This is a genomic window from Kineosporia rhizophila, assembly GCF_021277265.1.
GTDB lineage: Bacteria > Actinomycetota > Actinomycetes > Actinomycetales > Kineosporiaceae > Kineosporia > Kineosporia rhizophila.
Genome location: NZ_JAJSOH010000021.1, coordinates 46,750 through 62,942, shown reverse-complemented (window position 1 = coordinate 62,942; position 16,193 = coordinate 46,750). Strand labels below are relative to the sequence as shown.

Genomic DNA, 16,193 nt, shown 5'->3' with positions numbered 1-16,193 from the left:
GGTGGACCGCCGCGGTCGCCGAGGGCGGGGCCTACCCGTTAGGGTCGAGATGGTCTTACGTCACACTGCCGTCACCTGACAGGCGGGTATCACGGGTGGGACGGCCAGGATCGATTCTGCACGGAAGGCAGCACGAAATACAGCCAGCACGTAAGACACACGTAGCACCAGGACTGCACCGCAGGTTGCCGAAAGGGGCGATATGTCAGCGCTGGACCGGCTGAAGCAGCGCTCGGCGGACGACACCGTCGCAGGTGGCGGCGACCGCATCGAGACACTGGCCGCGCACTCCGTGGAAACCCCCGTCGAGCTCGGGGGCGGCGATCTGCACGCCACCGACGAGGACCGCAGCGAGGAGGAGTCACTGCGGGCCCGGCTGGGTGAGGACCCCAACGACGTGGTGGCCTTCGACCGGCTCGCCGAGATCGTCCGGGCGATGGGCGCCGAGAGCCACGAGGGCGGCGACCCGCAGCGGGCCGCCCAGGACTCGGTGTGGGCGCTGGCCGAGGAGGTCGCCCAGAACAACCGGGCCTGGTACCCGCTGATCCAGCTGGCCCGGCTGTCCATCGACGACGACCGGGAGATGGCGCTGCGCCGGCTGAGCACCGCGGCCGACCGCGACCACACCGGGGACGCGCTGGCCCAGGGGCTGCAGATGCTGCGCGAGGCCGGGCACGCGAACGACGCCCTGAACCTCGGGGTGGGGCACTGGCGGCCGAAGGAGCACGTGCTCCCGGCCGGCCGGGAGCTCGTCCTGGCGGCGATCGAGGCCGAACGGCTGAGCGAGGCCCGGCGGCACCTGGCCGCACTGGCCGAGCACCCGGACCAGAACGCCGTGCAGGCGCTGCGCCAGGAGATCGGCGACCGGCTGGGCCCGCCCACCGGGTCGATCCCGATGGGCGGCGCGAACGGTATCTCCACGATGTTCTGAGCAGCACTTCTCAGCAGCACCACGAAGGGGCCGTCGGAGGGACTCCTCCGACGGCCCCTTCGTCGTGTCCCCTCGCCACCACGGAAGCCGACGCTCCGCGCCCCGGTGAGGCGGACATCCGTCCTCAAACAAAAACCGCAGAAGCCGAGGGGCCGCCGGGAAGTCTCCCCGACGGCCCCTCGCCTCTGCCCTGACTGCTAGGCGTCGCCGCCCGCGGTGCCGGTGGTACCGGCGCGCACGTTCAGCAGGTCGTACTTGTCGATCGCCTTCTGCGGCACGTCGGCGGCCACCTCACCGCGGCCGGCCAGCATCTCCAGCACCCGCACGACCACCGACGGGCTGTCGATGCCGAAGTAGCGCCGGGCCGCCGGGCGGGTGTCCGAGATGCCGTAGCCCTCGGCGCCGAGGGAGACGAACTCCTGCGGCACCCACTGGCGGATCTGGTCGGGGACCGCGCGCATGTAGTCGCTGACCGCGACCACCGGACCCTGGGCGCTCTCCAGCCGCTGCGTCACGAACGGCTTGCGGGCCGGCTCGGACGGGTGCTTGAACGCGTGCTCCTCGACCGCGAGGGCGTCGCGGCGCAGCTCGGTCCAGCTGGTGACGCTCCACACGTCGGCGGACACGCCCCAGTCCTCGGCCAGGAGCCGCTGGGCCTCCAGGGCCCACGGCACCGAGACCCCCGAGGCCAGGATCTGGGCCTTCGGCCCGGACGCCTGCTCGGACGTGCGCAGCTTGTAGATGCCCTTGAGGATGCCCTCGACGTCGACGTCCGCGGGGGCCGGCGGCTGCACGATCGGCTCGTTGTAGACGGTCAGGTAGTAGAAGATGTCCTCCGGCGACTCGCCGTACATCCTCCGCAGGCCGTCCTTCATGATCTGGCCGATCTCGTACCCGTAGGCCGGGTCGTAGATCACCGCCGCCGGGTTGGTCGAGGCCAGCAGCGGCGAGTGCCCGTCGGCGTGCTGCAGGCCCTCACCGGTGAGCGTGGTGCGCCCGGCCGTGGCGCCGATCAGGAAGCCCCGGGCCATCTGGTCCATCGCCGCCCACAGGCTGTCGCCGGTGCGCTGGAAGCCGAACATCGAGTAGAAGACGTAGACCGGGATCATCGGCTCGCCGTGCGTGGCGTACGACGTGCCGGCCGCCTGGAACGCCCCGACCGAGCCGGCCTCGTTGATGCCGACGTGCAGGATCTGGCCCTTGACCGACTCGGTGTAGGCGAGCATCAGCTCACGGTCGACCGAGGTGTACTGCTGGCCGTGCGGGTTGTAGATCTTCGCGGTCGGGAAGAACGAGTCCATCCCGAAGGTGCGCGCCTCGTCCGGGATGATCGGCACCACGCGGTGGCCGAAGTCCTTGTCGCGCATCAGGTCGCGCAGGATCCGGACGAACGCCATGGTGGTGGCGACCTGCTGCTTGCCCGAGCCCTTGTTGGCGCCCGCGTAGGCCTTGTCGTCCGGCAGCTTCAGGGTGCCCGCGCTGTGCCGGCGCTGCGGCACCGCGCCACCGAGCTTGCGGCGACGGTCCTTGATGTACTGCAGGGTCTCGTCGTCCTCGCCCGGGTGGTAGTAGGGCGGGAGGTACTTGTCGGCCTCGAGCTGGGCGTCGCTGATCGGGATGCGCAGGCCGTCGCGGAACGCCTTGAGGTCGTCCAGCGTGAGCTTCTTCATCTGGTGGGTCGCGTTACGGCCGGCGAAGTGCGTGCCCAGGCCGTAGCCCTTGATCGTCTTGGCCAGGATCACCGTGGGCTGGCCGTTGTGCTCGACCGCGGCGCGGTAGGCGGCGTAGACCTTGCGGTAGTCGTGACCACCGCGCTTCAGGTTCCACCAGATGTCGTCGTCGGACAGCTTCTCGACCAGCTTAAGCGTGCGCGGGTCGCGCCCGAAGAAGTGCTCGCGGATGTAGGCGCCGTCTTCTGCGCGGAAGGTCTGGTAGTCACCGTCGGGGGTGATGTTCATCAGGTTGACCAGGGCGTTGTCCCGGTCGGCGGCCAGCAGCGGGTCCCAGTCGCGACCCCAGACCACCTTGATGACGTTCCAGCCGGCGCCGCGGAACTGCGCCTCCAGCTCCTGGATGATCTTGCCGTTGCCGCGGACCGGGCCGTCGAGGCGCTGCAGGTTGCAGTTCACCACGAAGGTCAGGTTGTCGAGCTCCTCCTGGGCGGCGACCTGGAGGAAGCCGCGGCTCTCGGGCTCGTCCATCTCGCCGTCGCCGAGGAACGCCCAGACGTGCTGCTGGGAGGTGTCCTTGATGCCGCGGTTGTGCAGGTACTTGTTGAAGGAGGCCTGGTAGACCGCGTTCATCGGGCCGAGGCCCATCGAGACGGTCGGGAACTCCCAGAAGTCCGGCATCAGCCGGGGGTGCGGGTACGAGGACAGCCCGCCGGCCGGGTGCGAGCGCTCCTGCCGGAAGCCGTCGAGCTGGTCGGCGGAGAGCCGGCCCTCCAGGAAGGCGCGGGCGTAGACGCCGGGGGAGGCGTGGCCCTGGAAGAAGATCTGGTCACCGCCGCCCGGGTGGTCCTTGCCCCGGAAGAAGTGGTTGAAGCCCACTTCGTAGAGCGAGGCCGAGGAGGCGTAGGAGGAGATGTGACCGCCGACACCGATGTCCGGGCGCTGGGCGCGGTGCACCATGACCGCGGCGTTCCAGCGGATCCAGCGGCGGGCGGTGCGCTCGGCCTCTTCGTCACCCGGGAACCAGGGCTCGGCCTCCGGCGGGATGGTGTTGACGTAGTCGGTGGCCGTGAGACTCGGCACACCGACGCCCCGCTCACGGGCCCGCTGCAGCAACGACTGCATCAGGTACCGGGCGCGCTGGCGGCCCTGGCCGTCGATGGCCGCGTCGAGAGACGCGATCCACTCGGCCGTCTCCTCAGGATCGATGTCGGGCAGCCGGCTCGGCAGCCCGTTCAGGATCGGGCCTGATGATTCTCGTCCGACCACGACGTCCCTCCTGGATTTAGGACAACGATTGTGAAAACACGCCGAATCGGCCGGATCGCGACCGGTTCGGGCCTCTATCTTGGCTGACGGGCTGTCCGGGCGTCACAGGTACCCCAGTTGAGCGGGGTGCCGGGGCGGCCGTGCCCTTCCACCCTCCAGTGTGCCCCTTGGGTGCGGCGGCGGGTACGGCGGGGCGCTCTTGATCACCAGATGTCGGTCTGCCCCGGGCGTGTCGGCGGCGTGTCGCAGGCGTGTCGGGGGCGTGTCGCAGGCGTTGCGGGGAGCGGTTCTCACCCGACCGGGTGGCGCCGGAGGCGTGGTGAGGTGGTGCCGACCGCCGATTGTTCCGGCAAAAACAAGTAGTACGAGGTGACGGGGCGGTTGCGCGGCACTGAGGGGATGGAGTCCACTAGCCTGACCAGCCTGGTGATGGTTGCATCGTCGCCGGAGCGATGAATTGACGAACGAGCGGGTCGTGAGACCCGCCCGATGATTGAGCGGCCCGTCGAGGGCCGCCAGTGCCGCCGCGCGGGAGCGTAGGCAGCGGAGGAGGTCAGTGAGGTGGGCGCGACCGCGGAGCCCGCGGCTGAGCAGTCCATGGCCGGCCGGCTCGGACTCAAGCCCGGTCAGTTCGTACAGGAGTTCGGGTACGACGACGACGTGGACGATGATCTTCGTCTCGCAATCGAGACGCTGACGGGCAACGAACTGGCCGACGAGGACGCACAGGACGTCGTGGATGCCGCTCTGTTCTGGTGGCGGGACGGCGACGGCGACCTGGTCGACGCGCTCGTCGACGGCCTGACGAACCTCGCCGAGGGTGGCGTGATCTGGCTGCTGACCCCCAAGGCCGGGCGTTCCGGCCATGTGGAGCACAGCGAGATCGAAGAGGCCGCCCCGACCGCCGGCCTCCACGCGACCAGCACGATCAGCGTGTGCCAGGACTGGACCGGGACACGGCTGGCCACCCCCAAGGCGGGCCGGCGCTGAGCCCAGCCGACCGGGGGCCCCACGCACCGGCCGGTTCCTGACAGACTGGGTTCCGCACGCCGGGTGAACCGGTGTGCGGACCAGTCCTGCTCCGCCAGAGAGGAAACGCGCAGATGGCACTGGAGATCGGCCAGGCCGCCCCCGGGTTCGCCCTGAAGAGCGAGCACGGCGAGGTGGTGGAGTTGTCCGCGTTCCAGGGGGAGAAGAACGTCGCCCTGGTCTTCTACCCGTTCGCGTTCTCCGGGTTGTGCAGCGGTGAGCTGTGCGAGATCCGCGACAACCTGGCGGCCTTCGAGGACGGCGCGGTGCAGGTGCTGGCCGTGTCCTGCGACCCGATGTTCTCGCTGCGCAACTGGGCCGACATCGAGAAGTTCGCCTTCCCGCTGCTGTCCGACTTCTGGCCGCACGGGGCGGTGGCCAAGGAGTACGGGGTGTTCAACGAGAGCACCGGCAGCGCCGTGCGCGGTACCTTCCTGATCGACAAGGAGGGCGTGCTGCGCTGGAGCGTGGTGAACGGCATGGGCGAGCCCCGCTCGCTCGAGGGCTACCGCGAGGCCATCGCCGCGCTCTGATAGAAATCTCCTTCCGGACTGCCCTGCGGCAGTTCCGGATCGGGCCTGTAGCTCAGTTGGTAGAGCACCGCGTTTACACCGCGGGTGTCGTCGGTTCGAGACCGGCCGGGCCCACCGTGCACTGCCCTCCTCGCTGTTCTCACTGCCGGCGTAGGTGTTCCAGCACCGCCAGCACGCGCCGGTTGTACGAGGCGTCCGGCGGGATGCCGAGCTTGGTGAAGATCGTGTTGATGTGCTTCTCCACCGCGCTCTGGCTGATGAACAGCCGGGCGGCCACCGCGGCGTTGCTCAGCCCCTCGGCCAGGGCGGCCAGGACCGCGAGTTCGCGCTCGGTGAGACCGGTCTCGTCCGGGCGCCGGGCGGCCAGGAGCTGGCGCACCACCTCCGGGTCGAAGGCGGTACCACCGGCCGCCACCCGCTCGATCGCGTCGAGGAATCCGCCGATGTCCGAGACCCGGTCCTTGAGCAGGTAGCCGACCCCGCCCCGGCCGTCGAGAAGTTCGCTGGTGTGACGACTTTCGACGTACTGCGAGAGCACCAGCACGGCCACGGCGGGATGCTCACGGCGGATCCGCAGGGCGGCCCGGACCCCCTCGTCGACGAAGTCGGGCGGCATCCGGACGTCCACCACGACCAGGTCCGGGGCCGTGCGGGCGACCGAGGCGAGCAGATCGGCGGCGGTGCCCACCGCGTCGACGATCTGGTGCCCCTCGGCGGTGAGCAGCTGGGCGATGCCCTCCCGCAACAGGGTCGAGTCCTCGGCCAAGGTCAGCCGCACGGGATCGCCGCCTCGATCCGGGTCGGGCCGCCGGCGGGGCTGAGGATGCGCAACTGCCCACCCCGGGCGGCGATCCGCGCGGCGATGCCGCTCAGCCCCGGCCCGGACGCGTCCGCGCCGCCGACGCCGTCGTCCTGCACGGAGAGCAGCAGGTCGCCGCGCGTGCGGCGGACCTGGATCTCGATCGAGGACGCCCGGGCGTGCTTGATCACGTTGGTCACCGCCTCACTGGCCACGAAGTACGCGGCGGCCTGGGTGGCCCCCTCAAGTTCATGAGTGATGTCGGTGAGCAGCCGGACCGGTACCGGGGTGCGGTCGCGCAGCGCCTCCAGCGCCACCACCAGCCCGTCGCGGGCCAGCATGGCGGGATGGATGCGCCAGGCCACGTCGCGCAGGTCGTCGAGCACACCCTGCGTCTCGGCCCGGGCCCGGGCGTGCAGTTCGGCCTGCCGGTCCGGGTCGGCGGTGCGCTCGGCCCGGGCCAGCAGGATGGACAGGGCCACCACCCGTTGCTGCACACCGTCGTGCAGGTCGCGCTCGATCCGGCGGCGTTCGGCGTCCACCGCCGCGACCACGTCGGTGAGAGTCGTGTTCAGCCGGTCCACCTGGCGTTCCAGCTCACCGGCACCGGGCCGGGCCAGGGCGGCCCAGCTGGTGCGGTCGATCCAGACCGTGGCGACCAGACCGCTGAGCACCAGGAACAGCACCAGCACCCCGGGCAGGAAGAAGTAGGCGACGGTGCCCCAGCCGACCTCGCCGGCCGCGCTGTCGATCATCCCGACCGGGCCACGGGTCGCGGCCCCGACCACCATCACCACCGCGAACACCACACCGGCGGCGACCACCACGAGCAGGTACCCGGTGGCCACCGCCAGTACCGTGCGCAAGAGCAGGTACAGGTACAGCCGTCGGCCGTGCGGCTGCGGGCTCCGGGCGGCGGTGTCGAACCGGGAGAGGCGCCGGGCTTCGAGGATGGCCACGAGTTGGGCCGGGCGGGCGCTGAACCCGGCCGCGACCAGGCCGAGCAGGTAGGCCGGGAGCAGCAGGGTGCCGATGGCCGCCCCGCCCACGGCCCGCAGCACAGTGCGCAGCCCGTTCCGCAGCGCCGAATCGGCCGACCTGCTCTGGGCACCCGCCGGCAGCCTGGTCACGATGCCATTGTCCCGCGGGTGCGCTGCCGTACCCGGTGGATCAGGAACACGGTGACGGCCACCACGACCACGGCGATCACGGCCTTCTGCAAGAGGCCGGCGTACTGCTCGACCTCGTCCCAGCGTTCGCCGAGCTGGTATCCGGCCAGGACGAACCCGGTGTTCCAGATCGCGCTGCCGGCGGTGGTGAGCAGGGTGAAGCGCAGCACCGGCATCCGCTCGACCCCGGCCGGTACCGAGATCAGGCTGCGGAAGAGCGGGATCATCCGGCCGAAGAACACCGCCTTGTCGCCGTGCCGGGCGAACCAGGCCTCGGCCCGGTCCACATCGTGCAGGTTCATCAGCGGCATCCGGGCCACCACCCGGCGCAGCCGGTCCCGGCCCAGCCCGGCCCCGAGGCCGTACAGCGCCAGGGCCCCGGCGACGGAACCCAGGGTGGTCCAGAACAGCACCTCGGCCAGGCCGAAGGTGCCCTGGCTGGCGGTGAAACCGGCCAGCGGCAGGATGATCTCGCTGGGCAGGGGAGGGAAGAGGTTCTCCAGGGCGATGGCCAGGCCCGCGCCCGGGCTGCCGAGGTTCTCCATCAGGGAGACCGCCCACTGGGCGACGCCGTCGAGGTTTTCGGTCTGCATGGCAGCGACGCTACGAAGGCCGGACCGGCCGGGGCACTGGTGTCAGCCCCCGGGCGGGGTGTGGAAATCCTCAGTTCCGGCCGGCACTGCGGTGGGTGGGGCCGACGGGGGGAGCGGGGCCGGGTCGCTGGCGTACACGGACAGGGCGGTGGCCTGGGGCAGCAGGCTGCGGGCGGACGGACCGGGGAACCAGCCCTGGGCGGTGCGCTCGGCCAGGTCGAGACCGGTGAGCGCGGGCAGCAGGTGCACCAGCGTGTGCCGTACGTCTTCGGGGGCCACCGGCTTGCGCCGGTCGGTCTCGCTGAACACGATGCCGACCAGGGTCTCCTCGTCGAGGGCGCCCCGGGCTGCCAGCGCGCCGACTCCGAGCCCGGCGACGCTGGCGGTGAAGGTGCCGGGGGCGAACCAGGAACGCAGCCGGCGCACCACCAGCAGCTGATCCCGGCCGGCCGGGCCGAGCAGGCCGGTGCTGCGCAGGATGCCGTGCAGCACCGTCACCGGCGAACCACCGGCGGCCCGGGGCCAGCGCGGCCGCAGTTCGTGCATGGCCTCGACCACCGGTTCGGCCAGGCCGCCGCCCTCGGTGAGCCGCATCAGGTGCCGGACCGACTCCGGCACCAGCCCGGCCATCTGGCGCACCCGCAGGTCGGTGAGGGCCTGGTCGAACTCCGGGCCGTGCGGGGCCCAGAACAGCTCGAGCATGTCTTCGCCCAGGGTGCGCCGCCGGTTCGCGTAGTCGCGCGGGCCCTCGGTGCTCTCGGGTGGGCAGGGCCCCTCGCCGTAGACGCAGCCCGCCTGCTCGCCGCCGGGCCCCAGCACCACCACGTCGTGTTCCCAGCGGGCCCGGGGGTCGTAGAAGTAGCCGAAGTGGCCACCCCCGTCGGCCCGGTCAGCCCGATCGACCAGGTCGGCCAGGGTGGCCTCCGGGTTGCCGGGCAGGTAGGTGGCCGGGCCGCGGACGAACCGGCCACGCTCCAGCCCCAGCCAGCCGAGGCCGATCTGGAGCAGGTCGTGAAGCTCGCCCAGCGTGCTGTCGGACGGCACGTCGAGGACCCGGAGCACCCTCGGTTCGACGTTGCGCAGTGTCACTTTCAGACGGGTCGTCTTCACCCGCCGGAGATTACGTCACAGGGCGCGGCTTTTCGGTGGCCGCCGGAGGTATCCCCAGCGGAGATTGCAGTGGGAGTGCAGGAACTGGCGGGTACATCGTCAGCGCCGGGGTGGCGCCGTGGAGGCCCGCACGACCAGGCTGGTGGCCAGCTCCACGTGGTGCGAGTCGACCGTGGCCCCGGCGGCCAGCTGGAGTGCGGTGCGCACCGCCACCCGGCCCATCTCCCGCAGCGGCTGGCGCACCACGGTCAGCGGAGGTGAGCAGAACTCGGCGAGCTGGGTGTCGTCGAACCCGATCACGCTCAGGTCCTCGGGCACCCGGAGTCCGCGGCGGCGGCAGGCCTCGATCAGGCCCACCGCGATCTCGTCGCTGCCGGCGAAGACCGCGGTCGGGGGCGTGGGGGAGTCGAGCAGGAAGTCGCCCCCGGCCACTCCGGCGGCGTAGCGAAAAGTCTTGTGCAGGGCGTGTTCGTGCGGGACGGGGTGCCCGGCGGCCTCGAGCGTGGAGCGAAAACCCTGCCACCGGGCCTGGTTGCAGCCCGCCTCGGCCTCGCCGCCCAGGTAGGCCATGCGGGTGTGGCCCAGCGAGAGCAGGTGCTCGGCCGCGCTGACCCCGCCGGCGTAGTTGGTCGAGCCGACGCTGGTGACCTCGTTGCCGGCCGGGGTGAGCGGGTCGACCACCACCAGCGGCACCTTGGCCCGGGCCAGGGCGGTGGCGTCCTCGACCGTCATCTCGTTGCTGACGCTGATCACCGCACTGCGCCCGGCCTTGGCCACGGCCAGCGCCCAGGCGGTGGCCGTGGACAGGCCGCGGCCCTTGCTGAGCATCACCGCCACGCCCGGTTCGCCCGCGGCCGAGAGCACCCCTTCCATCACCTCGTTGCTGTAGGCCGCGAGCGGGCCGGCGAAGACCACCTCGATGGTGGTCTGCCGGCTACCGCCGCGGCCGGTGTAGTAGTGCGCCCGCAACAGTTCCTCGACCATCGCGCGGGTGCCGGGGGAGACGTCGTCGCGCCCGTTCACCACCTTGGACACCGTTGCGATGGAGACACCGGCGGCCTCGGCGATGGTCGCCAGCGTCGCCCGTCCGGGCCTGGAGCTCATGGGTACCTCCGTAGGGGCTCCAGGCCGGACGGTCACTTACCGAACCCGGCAGTGAGACCGCTCAGCAGCTGGCGTCGCCCGATTGCGTACAGCGCCAGGATCGGCAGCGTGGTCAGCACCACCGCGGCCGCCACGGCCGGGACGTTCACGCCGTACTGACCCTGGAACGACCACAACGCCAGGGGCAGCGTGCGCTGGTTCGGGTCGGTGGTGAGCACCAGCGGCAGCAGGAACCCGTTCCAGATCGTCAGGGCGTTGTAGATGCCCACCGTGACCAGGGCCGGCCGGGTCAGCGGGAAGGCCAGCGACCAGGCGGTGCGCCACTCGCTGGCCCCGTCCATCCGCATCGACTCGAACAGTTCCTTCGGGACGTCCCGGATGAAGTTCGTGAGGATCAGCACGGTCAGCGGGATGGCGAAGGCGATCGAGGGCAGGATGATCGCCAGCAGGGTGTCGTACAGCTGCAGCCGGATGATGATCAGGTACACCGGGATGATCACCGCCTGCAACGGGATCGCCAGCCCGGCCAGGAACAGCAGGTTCACCGAGCGGACGAACCGCCCGTCGCCGGCCCGGATGATCGCGAACGCGGCCATGAACGAGATCAGGATGGCCGGGATCACCGACCCCAGGGTGACGATCGCGGTGTTGGTGAAGAACCGCATGAAGCCCGCGTCCATCACGAAACTGTAGTTCTCGAAGGAGATCTCGGGCGGCGGGGCGAGCGGGTTGGTGGTGTAGTAGTTCGCCCGGCTCTTCACGCTGGTGAGCACGATCCAGTAGATCGGCAGGATCACCACGATCAGCCAGACCCAGCCGCCCAGGCCGCCGATCCAGTTGATCTCCAGGAGCCGGCGGTAGTTGCGTGGGGTCGGGGCTGCGGTCGCCCGGGGCGGACGGGTGGGTGTGGTCACGGCCATGCCGTCACATCCCCTCGAGTTGGCTGCCGGCGTCGCGTCCGCCGCCCAGACGCCGCAGGGCGAGGGCGAGCAGCAGGCCGACGACGACCAGGATGACGGCGATCGCGCTGGCCGGGCCCATCAGTGAGGCCCGGAAACCGCGGATGTACATGTCCAGGGCCAGGGCCCGGGTGGCGTCGCTGGGGCCGCCGGCGGTGAGCACCCAGATCAGGTCGAAGAAGGTCAGCGACCCGACCACCATCAGGGTGGAGGAGGCGATGATGGTGTTGCGCAGCTGGGGCAGGGTGATGTTCCAGAACTGCCGCAGCCGGCCGGCCCCGTCGAGCTGGGCCGCCTCGTACAGCGAGGCCGGGATCTGCCGCACCGCACCCTGGTAGATCAGCGTGTGGAACGGGATGAACTGCCAGGACACCACGAACACCACGGTGGCCAGGGCGAGGACCGGGTCGCCGAGCCAGTCCTGCACCAGCAGGTCGATGCCCAGGCCGGCGCCGAGGCCGAAGTTCGGGTCGAGCAGGGCCTTGAAGGTAATCGCGATGGCCGCCTGGCTGAGCAGCAGCGGCACGAAGAAGATCACCGCCAGGACCCCGCGGTAGCGCTGCCTGCCGGCCAGGAAGACGCCCAGGAGCAGACTCAGCGGGGTCTGGAACAGCCAGGACAGGAACATGATCTTGAACGTCACCCAGAGCGCGTCGGGCAGACCGGGGTCGGTGAGCACCTCGCGCCAGCTGTCGAAGCCGGACGGGCGGATGTCGCCGATCCCGTCCCAGGTGGTGAAGCTCAGACCCAGCACACCGATCAGCGGGATCACCGCGAAGGTGAGGAACATGAGCAGCGCGGGCAGGACCATCCAGGCGATCGAGCCCTGCCGGACCGCGTGCGACGCGGTCCGGACAGGTGCTACACGATCGGGTGGAACCTGAACAGGGACGGTCATTTGCCGATGACCGCGTTCATGTTCTTCGCGAACTCCTCGGGCGTGATGTCGAGCGCGAACAGCTTGGCGATGTTGTTCAGCAGCTCCTCGGCGGCGGCCGGGCTGAGGGCCTGGTCCCACGACTGCGAGAAGGTCTTGGCCTTGCTGGCGGTGTCGTAGACGAACTGCAGCCACTCGGCGTCCTCGAGGCCGCTGAACTTCTTGTCCACACCGACCACGATCGGGACCTGGCCGGCGTCGTTGACCCAGTCGGTCTGCTCGGCGTCGGAGAGCACCTGGGTCTTGAAGAAGTTCTTGGCCGCCTCCTTCTGCTCGGGGGTGGCCTTGGACGAGAGCGAGTAGTACTGGCCGGGGTTGCCGTAGGTGTTGCTCGGGTCGCCGGTGCCGCCGGAGACCGGCGGGAAGTTCATGAAGCCGAGGTCGCCGCCGGAGACGAAGTCGCCCCCCTCTTCCTTCATCGAGCCGTACGTCCAGGCGCCGTGCAGCATCATCGCGGCCTTGCCCGAGGTGAGCAGGGCCTGGTCGGCGTTGGTGTCGGCGGTGATCGAGGAGAAGCCCTTGACGAAACCACCGGCCTCGACCAGCTTCTGCACCTCGCCCAGGGCCTTGATCGCGGCCGGGTCGGACCAGGCGTCCGCCTTGCCCTCGAACACGGCCTGGAAGATCTCCGGACCGCCGATCCGGTCGAAGAGGAACTCCAGCCACATCATGTTCGTCCAGCGCGACTGGCCGGCCAGGGCGAACGGGGCGATGTCCTTCTCCTTGAACTTCGGCACCAGCGCGAGGATGTCCTCCCAGCTGGTGGGCGGCTGCAGGCCGGCCTCCGAGAACACCTTCTTGTTGTAGAACAGCACGATCGGGGTGACCGTCTCGGCCGGCACCGCGTAGATCTTGCCGTCGACCGTGGCGGCCGCGAACGAGGCCGGGAAGCGTCGCTCCTTCTGGTCGGGGTTCTCGTCGAACCACGACGTCAGGTCGTCCACCGCGCCGGCGTCGACCCAGCTGGCCAGGCCGCCGCCGCCCCAGCCCCAGATCACCGTCGGGGCCTGCCCGGCGCCGATCGCGACCTTGATCTTCTCCTTGTAGGCGTCGTTCTGGAACGCCGTGCCCTTGATCGCCTGGTTCGCGTTGGCCTTGTTGAACCGGTCCAGCGAGGTGCGGCGGATGGTCTCGTTCGGGTCCACGGACAGGTACCAGTAGGTACCGCCCGAACCGTCGCCACCGCCGTCGCCGCCACTGCTCTCGGTGCCGGGGCCGGAACTGCCGCAGGCGGCCAGGGTGGCACCGGCGATCGGCAGGCCGATGGCCAGGCTCAGGAAGTTGCGGCGGGACGTCTTCATGGGATCCACGGTGATCTCCATCGGGTACCGGCCGCGGAGGACCCGCGGCCACACGGACGCAGCGGGCGGGAACAGCGCCCCGCTGCGCTGGAAAAGGTCTGGCTCGGAACTGAACGCTGGAACAACTGCTGGGAGGAGCAGAACGCGGCAACAACTGTCGGTCAGATCGGCACTGGTTCGTCGTGAACTGTCGCCGGATATGTCGGAAGTTCTCGAAAAGTAGTTTCGCCGGACGATGCTGTCAAGCCTTGCGAACTTCTCGGTATCTCGGTGAGAGTGAATCCGTCGCCGAACGGACTTGCCCTGTCCGGACACGTTTTTGACCGTGTTCGCCGGGGCCGTGGCGGCGAAAGTTTTTCGAAGTCTCACGAAGGAGTGGGCCGTGGCAGTTGCGCCCGAAAGTATCGAACCCTGGCGCGACCCCGCGCGTACCGTCGCCGAACGGGTGAACGACCTTCTCGGCCGGATGAGCATCGAGGAGAAGGCCGGCCAGCTGGGCAGCCGCTGGATCGGCAATCAGCCCCGGCCGGCCGCTCCGGCTCCGGACGAGGGTCCCGGCGCGCAGAGCGCCCCGATGGAAGACGCTTTCGCCCAGAAGGCCGGTCTCGGCCTGGAAGAGGCGGCCGCGGCCGGTCTCGGGCACCTCACGCGGGTCTACGGCAGTGCCCCGGTCAGCCCGGCCGAGGGGGCGGCGGAGCTGGCCCGGCAGCAGGCGGTGGTGGTCGAGGCCTCGCGTCTGGGGATCCCGGCGATCGCCCACGAGGAGTGTCTGACCGGCGTCACCACCTACGGCGCAACGGTGTATCCGGCCGCCATCGCCTGGGGGGCCACCTTCGACCCGGAGCTGATCGGCGAGATGGCCGCCGCGATCGGCCGGGACCTGGCGCAACTGGGCGTGCATCAGGGGCTTTCGCCGCTGATGGACGTGGTCCGCGACTATCGCTGGGGGCGGGTGGAGGAGACGCTGGGTGAGGACCCGTACCTGGTGGCCCAGCTCGGCTCGGCCTACGTGCGGGGGCTGCAGGACGCCGGGATCATCGCCACGCTCAAGCATTTCGTCGGCTACTCGGCCTCCCGGTCCGGCCGCAACCACGGTCCGGTCTCGATGGGCCGGCGTGAGGTGATCGACGTGCTGCTGCCGCCTTTCGAGGCCGCGGTCGCCGCCGGGGCCGGCTCGGTGATGCACTCCTACTCGGACATCGACTCGGTGCCGGCCGGGGTGGACTCCTGGCTGTTGCACGAGATTCTGCGGGAAGATTGGGGTTTCACCGGCACGGTGGTCTCCGACTACTGGGCCACGCCGTTCCTGGCCAGCATGCACCGGATCGTCGAGGACGAGGCCGGGGCCGCGGAGCAGACGATCCGCGCCGGGATGGACGTGGAACTGCCCGACACGATCTGCTTCTCGCATCTGCCCGAGCTGGTGCGCAACGGTTCCCTGCCCGAGGAGTTCCTCGACCGGGCCGCCCGCCGGGTGCTCACCCAGAAGGCCGGGCTCGGCCTGCTGGACCCGGGCTGGAACCCGAAGGTGGATGCGCCGGAAGACATCCGACTCGACCCACCGCAGAACCGGGCCATCGCGCGCCGGCTCGCCGAGACGTCCATCATTCTGCTCGAACCGGGCACCGCGCTGCCCCTCGGTGACCACACCGAGATCGCCGTGGTGGGGCCGTGCGCCGACGACCCGCGCACGTTCATGGGCTGCTACGCCTTCCCCAACCACGTGCTGCCCAAGTTCCCCGGGCACCAGGACGGGCTCGGCATCGAGATCCCGACCGTGCTGGAGGCGTTGCGGGCCGAACTGCCGGGAACCCGGATCGTCCATGAGACCGGCTGTTCGGTGATGGGGCAGGACCGCTCCGGCATCCCGGCCGCGGTCGCCGCCGCCGAGGCTGCCGACCTCTGCATCGCGTTCGTGGGCGACCTGGCCGGGATGTTCGGGCTGGGCTCCTCGGGCGAGGGCTGCGACGTGGACGACCTGACGCTGCCGGGGGTACAGGCCGAACTGCTGGAGGCGCTGAGCGCCACCGGTACCCCGCTGGTGGTCGTGCTGGTCTCGGGTCGGCCCTACGCCTTGGGCGACGTGGCTCCCCGGGCGGCGGGTCTGGTGCAGGCGTTCATGCCGGGGGAGGAGGGCGGGGCTGCGCTGGCCGGTGTGCTCTCCGGGCGGGTGGAGCCGGGCGGGCGACTGCCGGTCCAGATTCCCCGCCGCCCCGGCGGTCAGCCGTACACCTACCTACAGCCGCCGCTGGGTGAGCCCAGCTCGATCAGCAGCGTGGACGTCAGGCCGCTCTACCCCTTCGGCTACGGACGCTCGTACACGAGTTTCGAGATGTCCGGCTTCGAGATCGATCAGACCGAAATTCCTACGGACGGTCGTTTCCGGGTTGGTCTGACCGTCCGGAACACGGGGGAGCGGACCGGTAGCGAGGTGGTCCAGCTCTACCTGAGCGACCCGGTGGCCTCGGTGGTGCGGCCGGTGCACTGGCTGGCCGGTTTCGCCCGGGTCCGGCTCGAGCCGGGGCAGTCCGCCCGCGTGGTGCTAGAGGTGCACGCCGACCGTACGGCTCTGGTCGGGCGCGACCTGCAGCGGCTGGTGGAGCCGGGGGTGATCGGGGTGAGCGTGGGCACCTCCTCGCGCGACCTGCCCTTCGAGGGCTCGGTCACGCTCACCGGTCCGGTGCGGCCGGTCGGACACGACCGGGTGCTGGACACCCCGGCCGAGGTGACGATGCTGTAGCCGGTCGGCGCTTTGCCGGCGCCCGGCTGGTGTTCTGCTGGTGGTCTGC

13 protein-coding genes and 1 tRNA gene are annotated in these 16,193 nt (G+C 70.4%); 5 read left to right on the top strand and 9 right to left on the bottom strand.

All coding sequences use genetic code 11. The features are described from left to right. The first annotated feature begins 202 nt into the window (after positions 1-202). Positions 203-931, top strand: a complete 729-nt coding sequence (locus LWF15_RS25355; protein ID WP_232813434.1) for a hypothetical protein — start codon at positions 203-205, stop codon at positions 929-931. A 197-nt stretch (positions 932-1,128) separates the two neighbouring features. On the opposite strand, the gene aceE is transcribed toward LWF15_RS25355, so the two are convergent. Next, positions 1,129-3,870, bottom strand: a complete 2,742-nt coding sequence (gene aceE, locus LWF15_RS25350; RefSeq protein ID WP_352396666.1) for a pyruvate dehydrogenase (acetyl-transferring), homodimeric type — start codon at positions 3,868-3,870, stop codon at positions 1,129-1,131. Between the two features lie 561 nt (positions 3,871-4,431). On the opposite strand from aceE, the gene LWF15_RS25345 reads away from it, so the two are divergent. From LWF15_RS25345 to LWF15_RS25335, 3 genes are all read left to right on the top strand, one after another. Further along, a complete protein-coding gene (locus LWF15_RS25345; protein WP_232813433.1) occupies positions 4,432-4,860 on the top strand; it encodes a DUF3052 domain-containing protein in 429 nt (142 codons plus the stop codon). Positions 4,861-4,973: 113 nt separating this feature from the next. Then, positions 4,974-5,432, top strand: a complete 459-nt coding sequence (locus LWF15_RS25340; protein ID WP_232813432.1) for a peroxiredoxin — start codon at positions 4,974-4,976, stop codon at positions 5,430-5,432. Between the two features lie 41 nt (positions 5,433-5,473). Next, positions 5,474-5,546, top strand: a tRNA-Val gene (locus LWF15_RS25335). Between the two features lie 25 nt (positions 5,547-5,571). On the opposite strand, the gene LWF15_RS25330 is transcribed toward LWF15_RS25335, so the two are convergent. The 8 genes from LWF15_RS25330 to LWF15_RS25295 all read right to left on the bottom strand — a co-directional run bounded on the left by LWF15_RS25330 (position 5,572) and on the right by LWF15_RS25295 (position 13,404). Next, positions 5,572-6,210: a response regulator transcription factor gene (locus LWF15_RS25330; protein ID WP_232813431.1), complete on the bottom strand. Its 639-nt coding sequence runs from the start codon at positions 6,208-6,210 to the stop codon at positions 5,572-5,574. Then, complete coding sequence (locus LWF15_RS25325; RefSeq protein ID WP_232813430.1) at positions 6,201-7,361, bottom strand: sensor histidine kinase; 1,161 nt, start codon at positions 7,359-7,361, stop codon at positions 6,201-6,203. The genes LWF15_RS25330 and LWF15_RS25325 overlap by 10 nt, the downstream gene beginning before the upstream one ends. Next, a complete protein-coding gene (locus LWF15_RS25320) occupies positions 7,358-7,993 on the bottom strand; it encodes a DedA family protein (protein WP_232813429.1) in 636 nt (211 codons plus the stop codon). The genes LWF15_RS25325 and LWF15_RS25320 overlap by 4 nt, the downstream gene beginning before the upstream one ends. A gap of 42 nt (positions 7,994-8,035) precedes the next feature. Further along, complete coding sequence (locus LWF15_RS25315) at positions 8,036-9,103, bottom strand: plasmid pRiA4b ORF-3 family protein (RefSeq protein WP_232813428.1); 1,068 nt, start codon at positions 9,101-9,103, stop codon at positions 8,036-8,038. 99 nt (positions 9,104-9,202) lie between these two features. Beyond that, the gene (locus tag LWF15_RS25310; protein WP_232813427.1) at positions 9,203-10,207 is read right to left on the bottom strand and encodes a LacI family DNA-binding transcriptional regulator; all 1,005 of its coding nucleotides are present in this window, start codon (positions 10,205-10,207) and stop codon (positions 9,203-9,205) included. 32 nt (positions 10,208-10,239) lie between these two features. Then, the gene (locus LWF15_RS25305) at positions 10,240-11,127 is read right to left on the bottom strand and encodes a carbohydrate ABC transporter permease (protein ID WP_232813426.1); all 888 of its coding nucleotides are present in this window, start codon (positions 11,125-11,127) and stop codon (positions 10,240-10,242) included. 4 nt (positions 11,128-11,131) lie between these two features. Continuing rightward, positions 11,132-11,977, bottom strand: coding sequence for a carbohydrate ABC transporter permease (locus tag LWF15_RS25300; RefSeq protein WP_232813425.1), 846 nt, complete (start codon positions 11,975-11,977; stop codon positions 11,132-11,134). 83 nt (positions 11,978-12,060) lie between these two features. Beyond that, the gene (locus tag LWF15_RS25295) at positions 12,061-13,404 is read right to left on the bottom strand and encodes an extracellular solute-binding protein (protein ID WP_232813424.1); all 1,344 of its coding nucleotides are present in this window, start codon (positions 13,402-13,404) and stop codon (positions 12,061-12,063) included. 382 nt (positions 13,405-13,786) lie between these two features. Between LWF15_RS25295 and LWF15_RS25290 the strand changes: the two genes are divergently transcribed. Continuing rightward, entirely contained in the window at positions 13,787-16,144 is a 2,358-nt protein-coding gene (locus LWF15_RS25290) for a glycoside hydrolase family 3 N-terminal domain-containing protein (RefSeq protein WP_232813423.1), read from the top strand. Positions 16,145-16,193 lie beyond the last annotated feature (49 nt).

Bases quoted from the DNA above. Each gene is read 5' to 3' on its own strand.
- LWF15_RS25310 (WP_232813427.1), bottom strand. From the start codon at position 10,207: ATGAGCTCCAGGCCCGGACGGGCGACGCTGGCGACCATCGCCGAGGCC.
- LWF15_RS25340 (WP_232813432.1), top strand. From the start codon at position 4,974: ATGGCACTGGAGATCGGCCAGGCCGCCCCCGGGTTCGCCCTGAAGAGC.
- LWF15_RS25355 (WP_232813434.1), top strand. From the start codon at position 203: ATGTCAGCGCTGGACCGGCTGAAGCAGCGCTCGGCGGACGACACCGTC.
- LWF15_RS25305 (WP_232813426.1), bottom strand. From the start codon at position 11,127: ATGGCCGTGACCACACCCACCCGTCCGCCCCGGGCGACCGCAGCCCCG.
- LWF15_RS25295 (WP_232813424.1), bottom strand. From the start codon at position 13,404: ATGAAGACGTCCCGCCGCAACTTCCTGAGCCTGGCCATCGGCCTGCCG.
- LWF15_RS25320 (WP_232813429.1), bottom strand. From the start codon at position 7,993: ATGCAGACCGAAAACCTCGACGGCGTCGCCCAGTGGGCGGTCTCCCTG.
- LWF15_RS25300 (WP_232813425.1), bottom strand. From the start codon at position 11,977: ATGGTCCTGCCCGCGCTGCTCATGTTCCTCACCTTCGCGGTGATCCCG.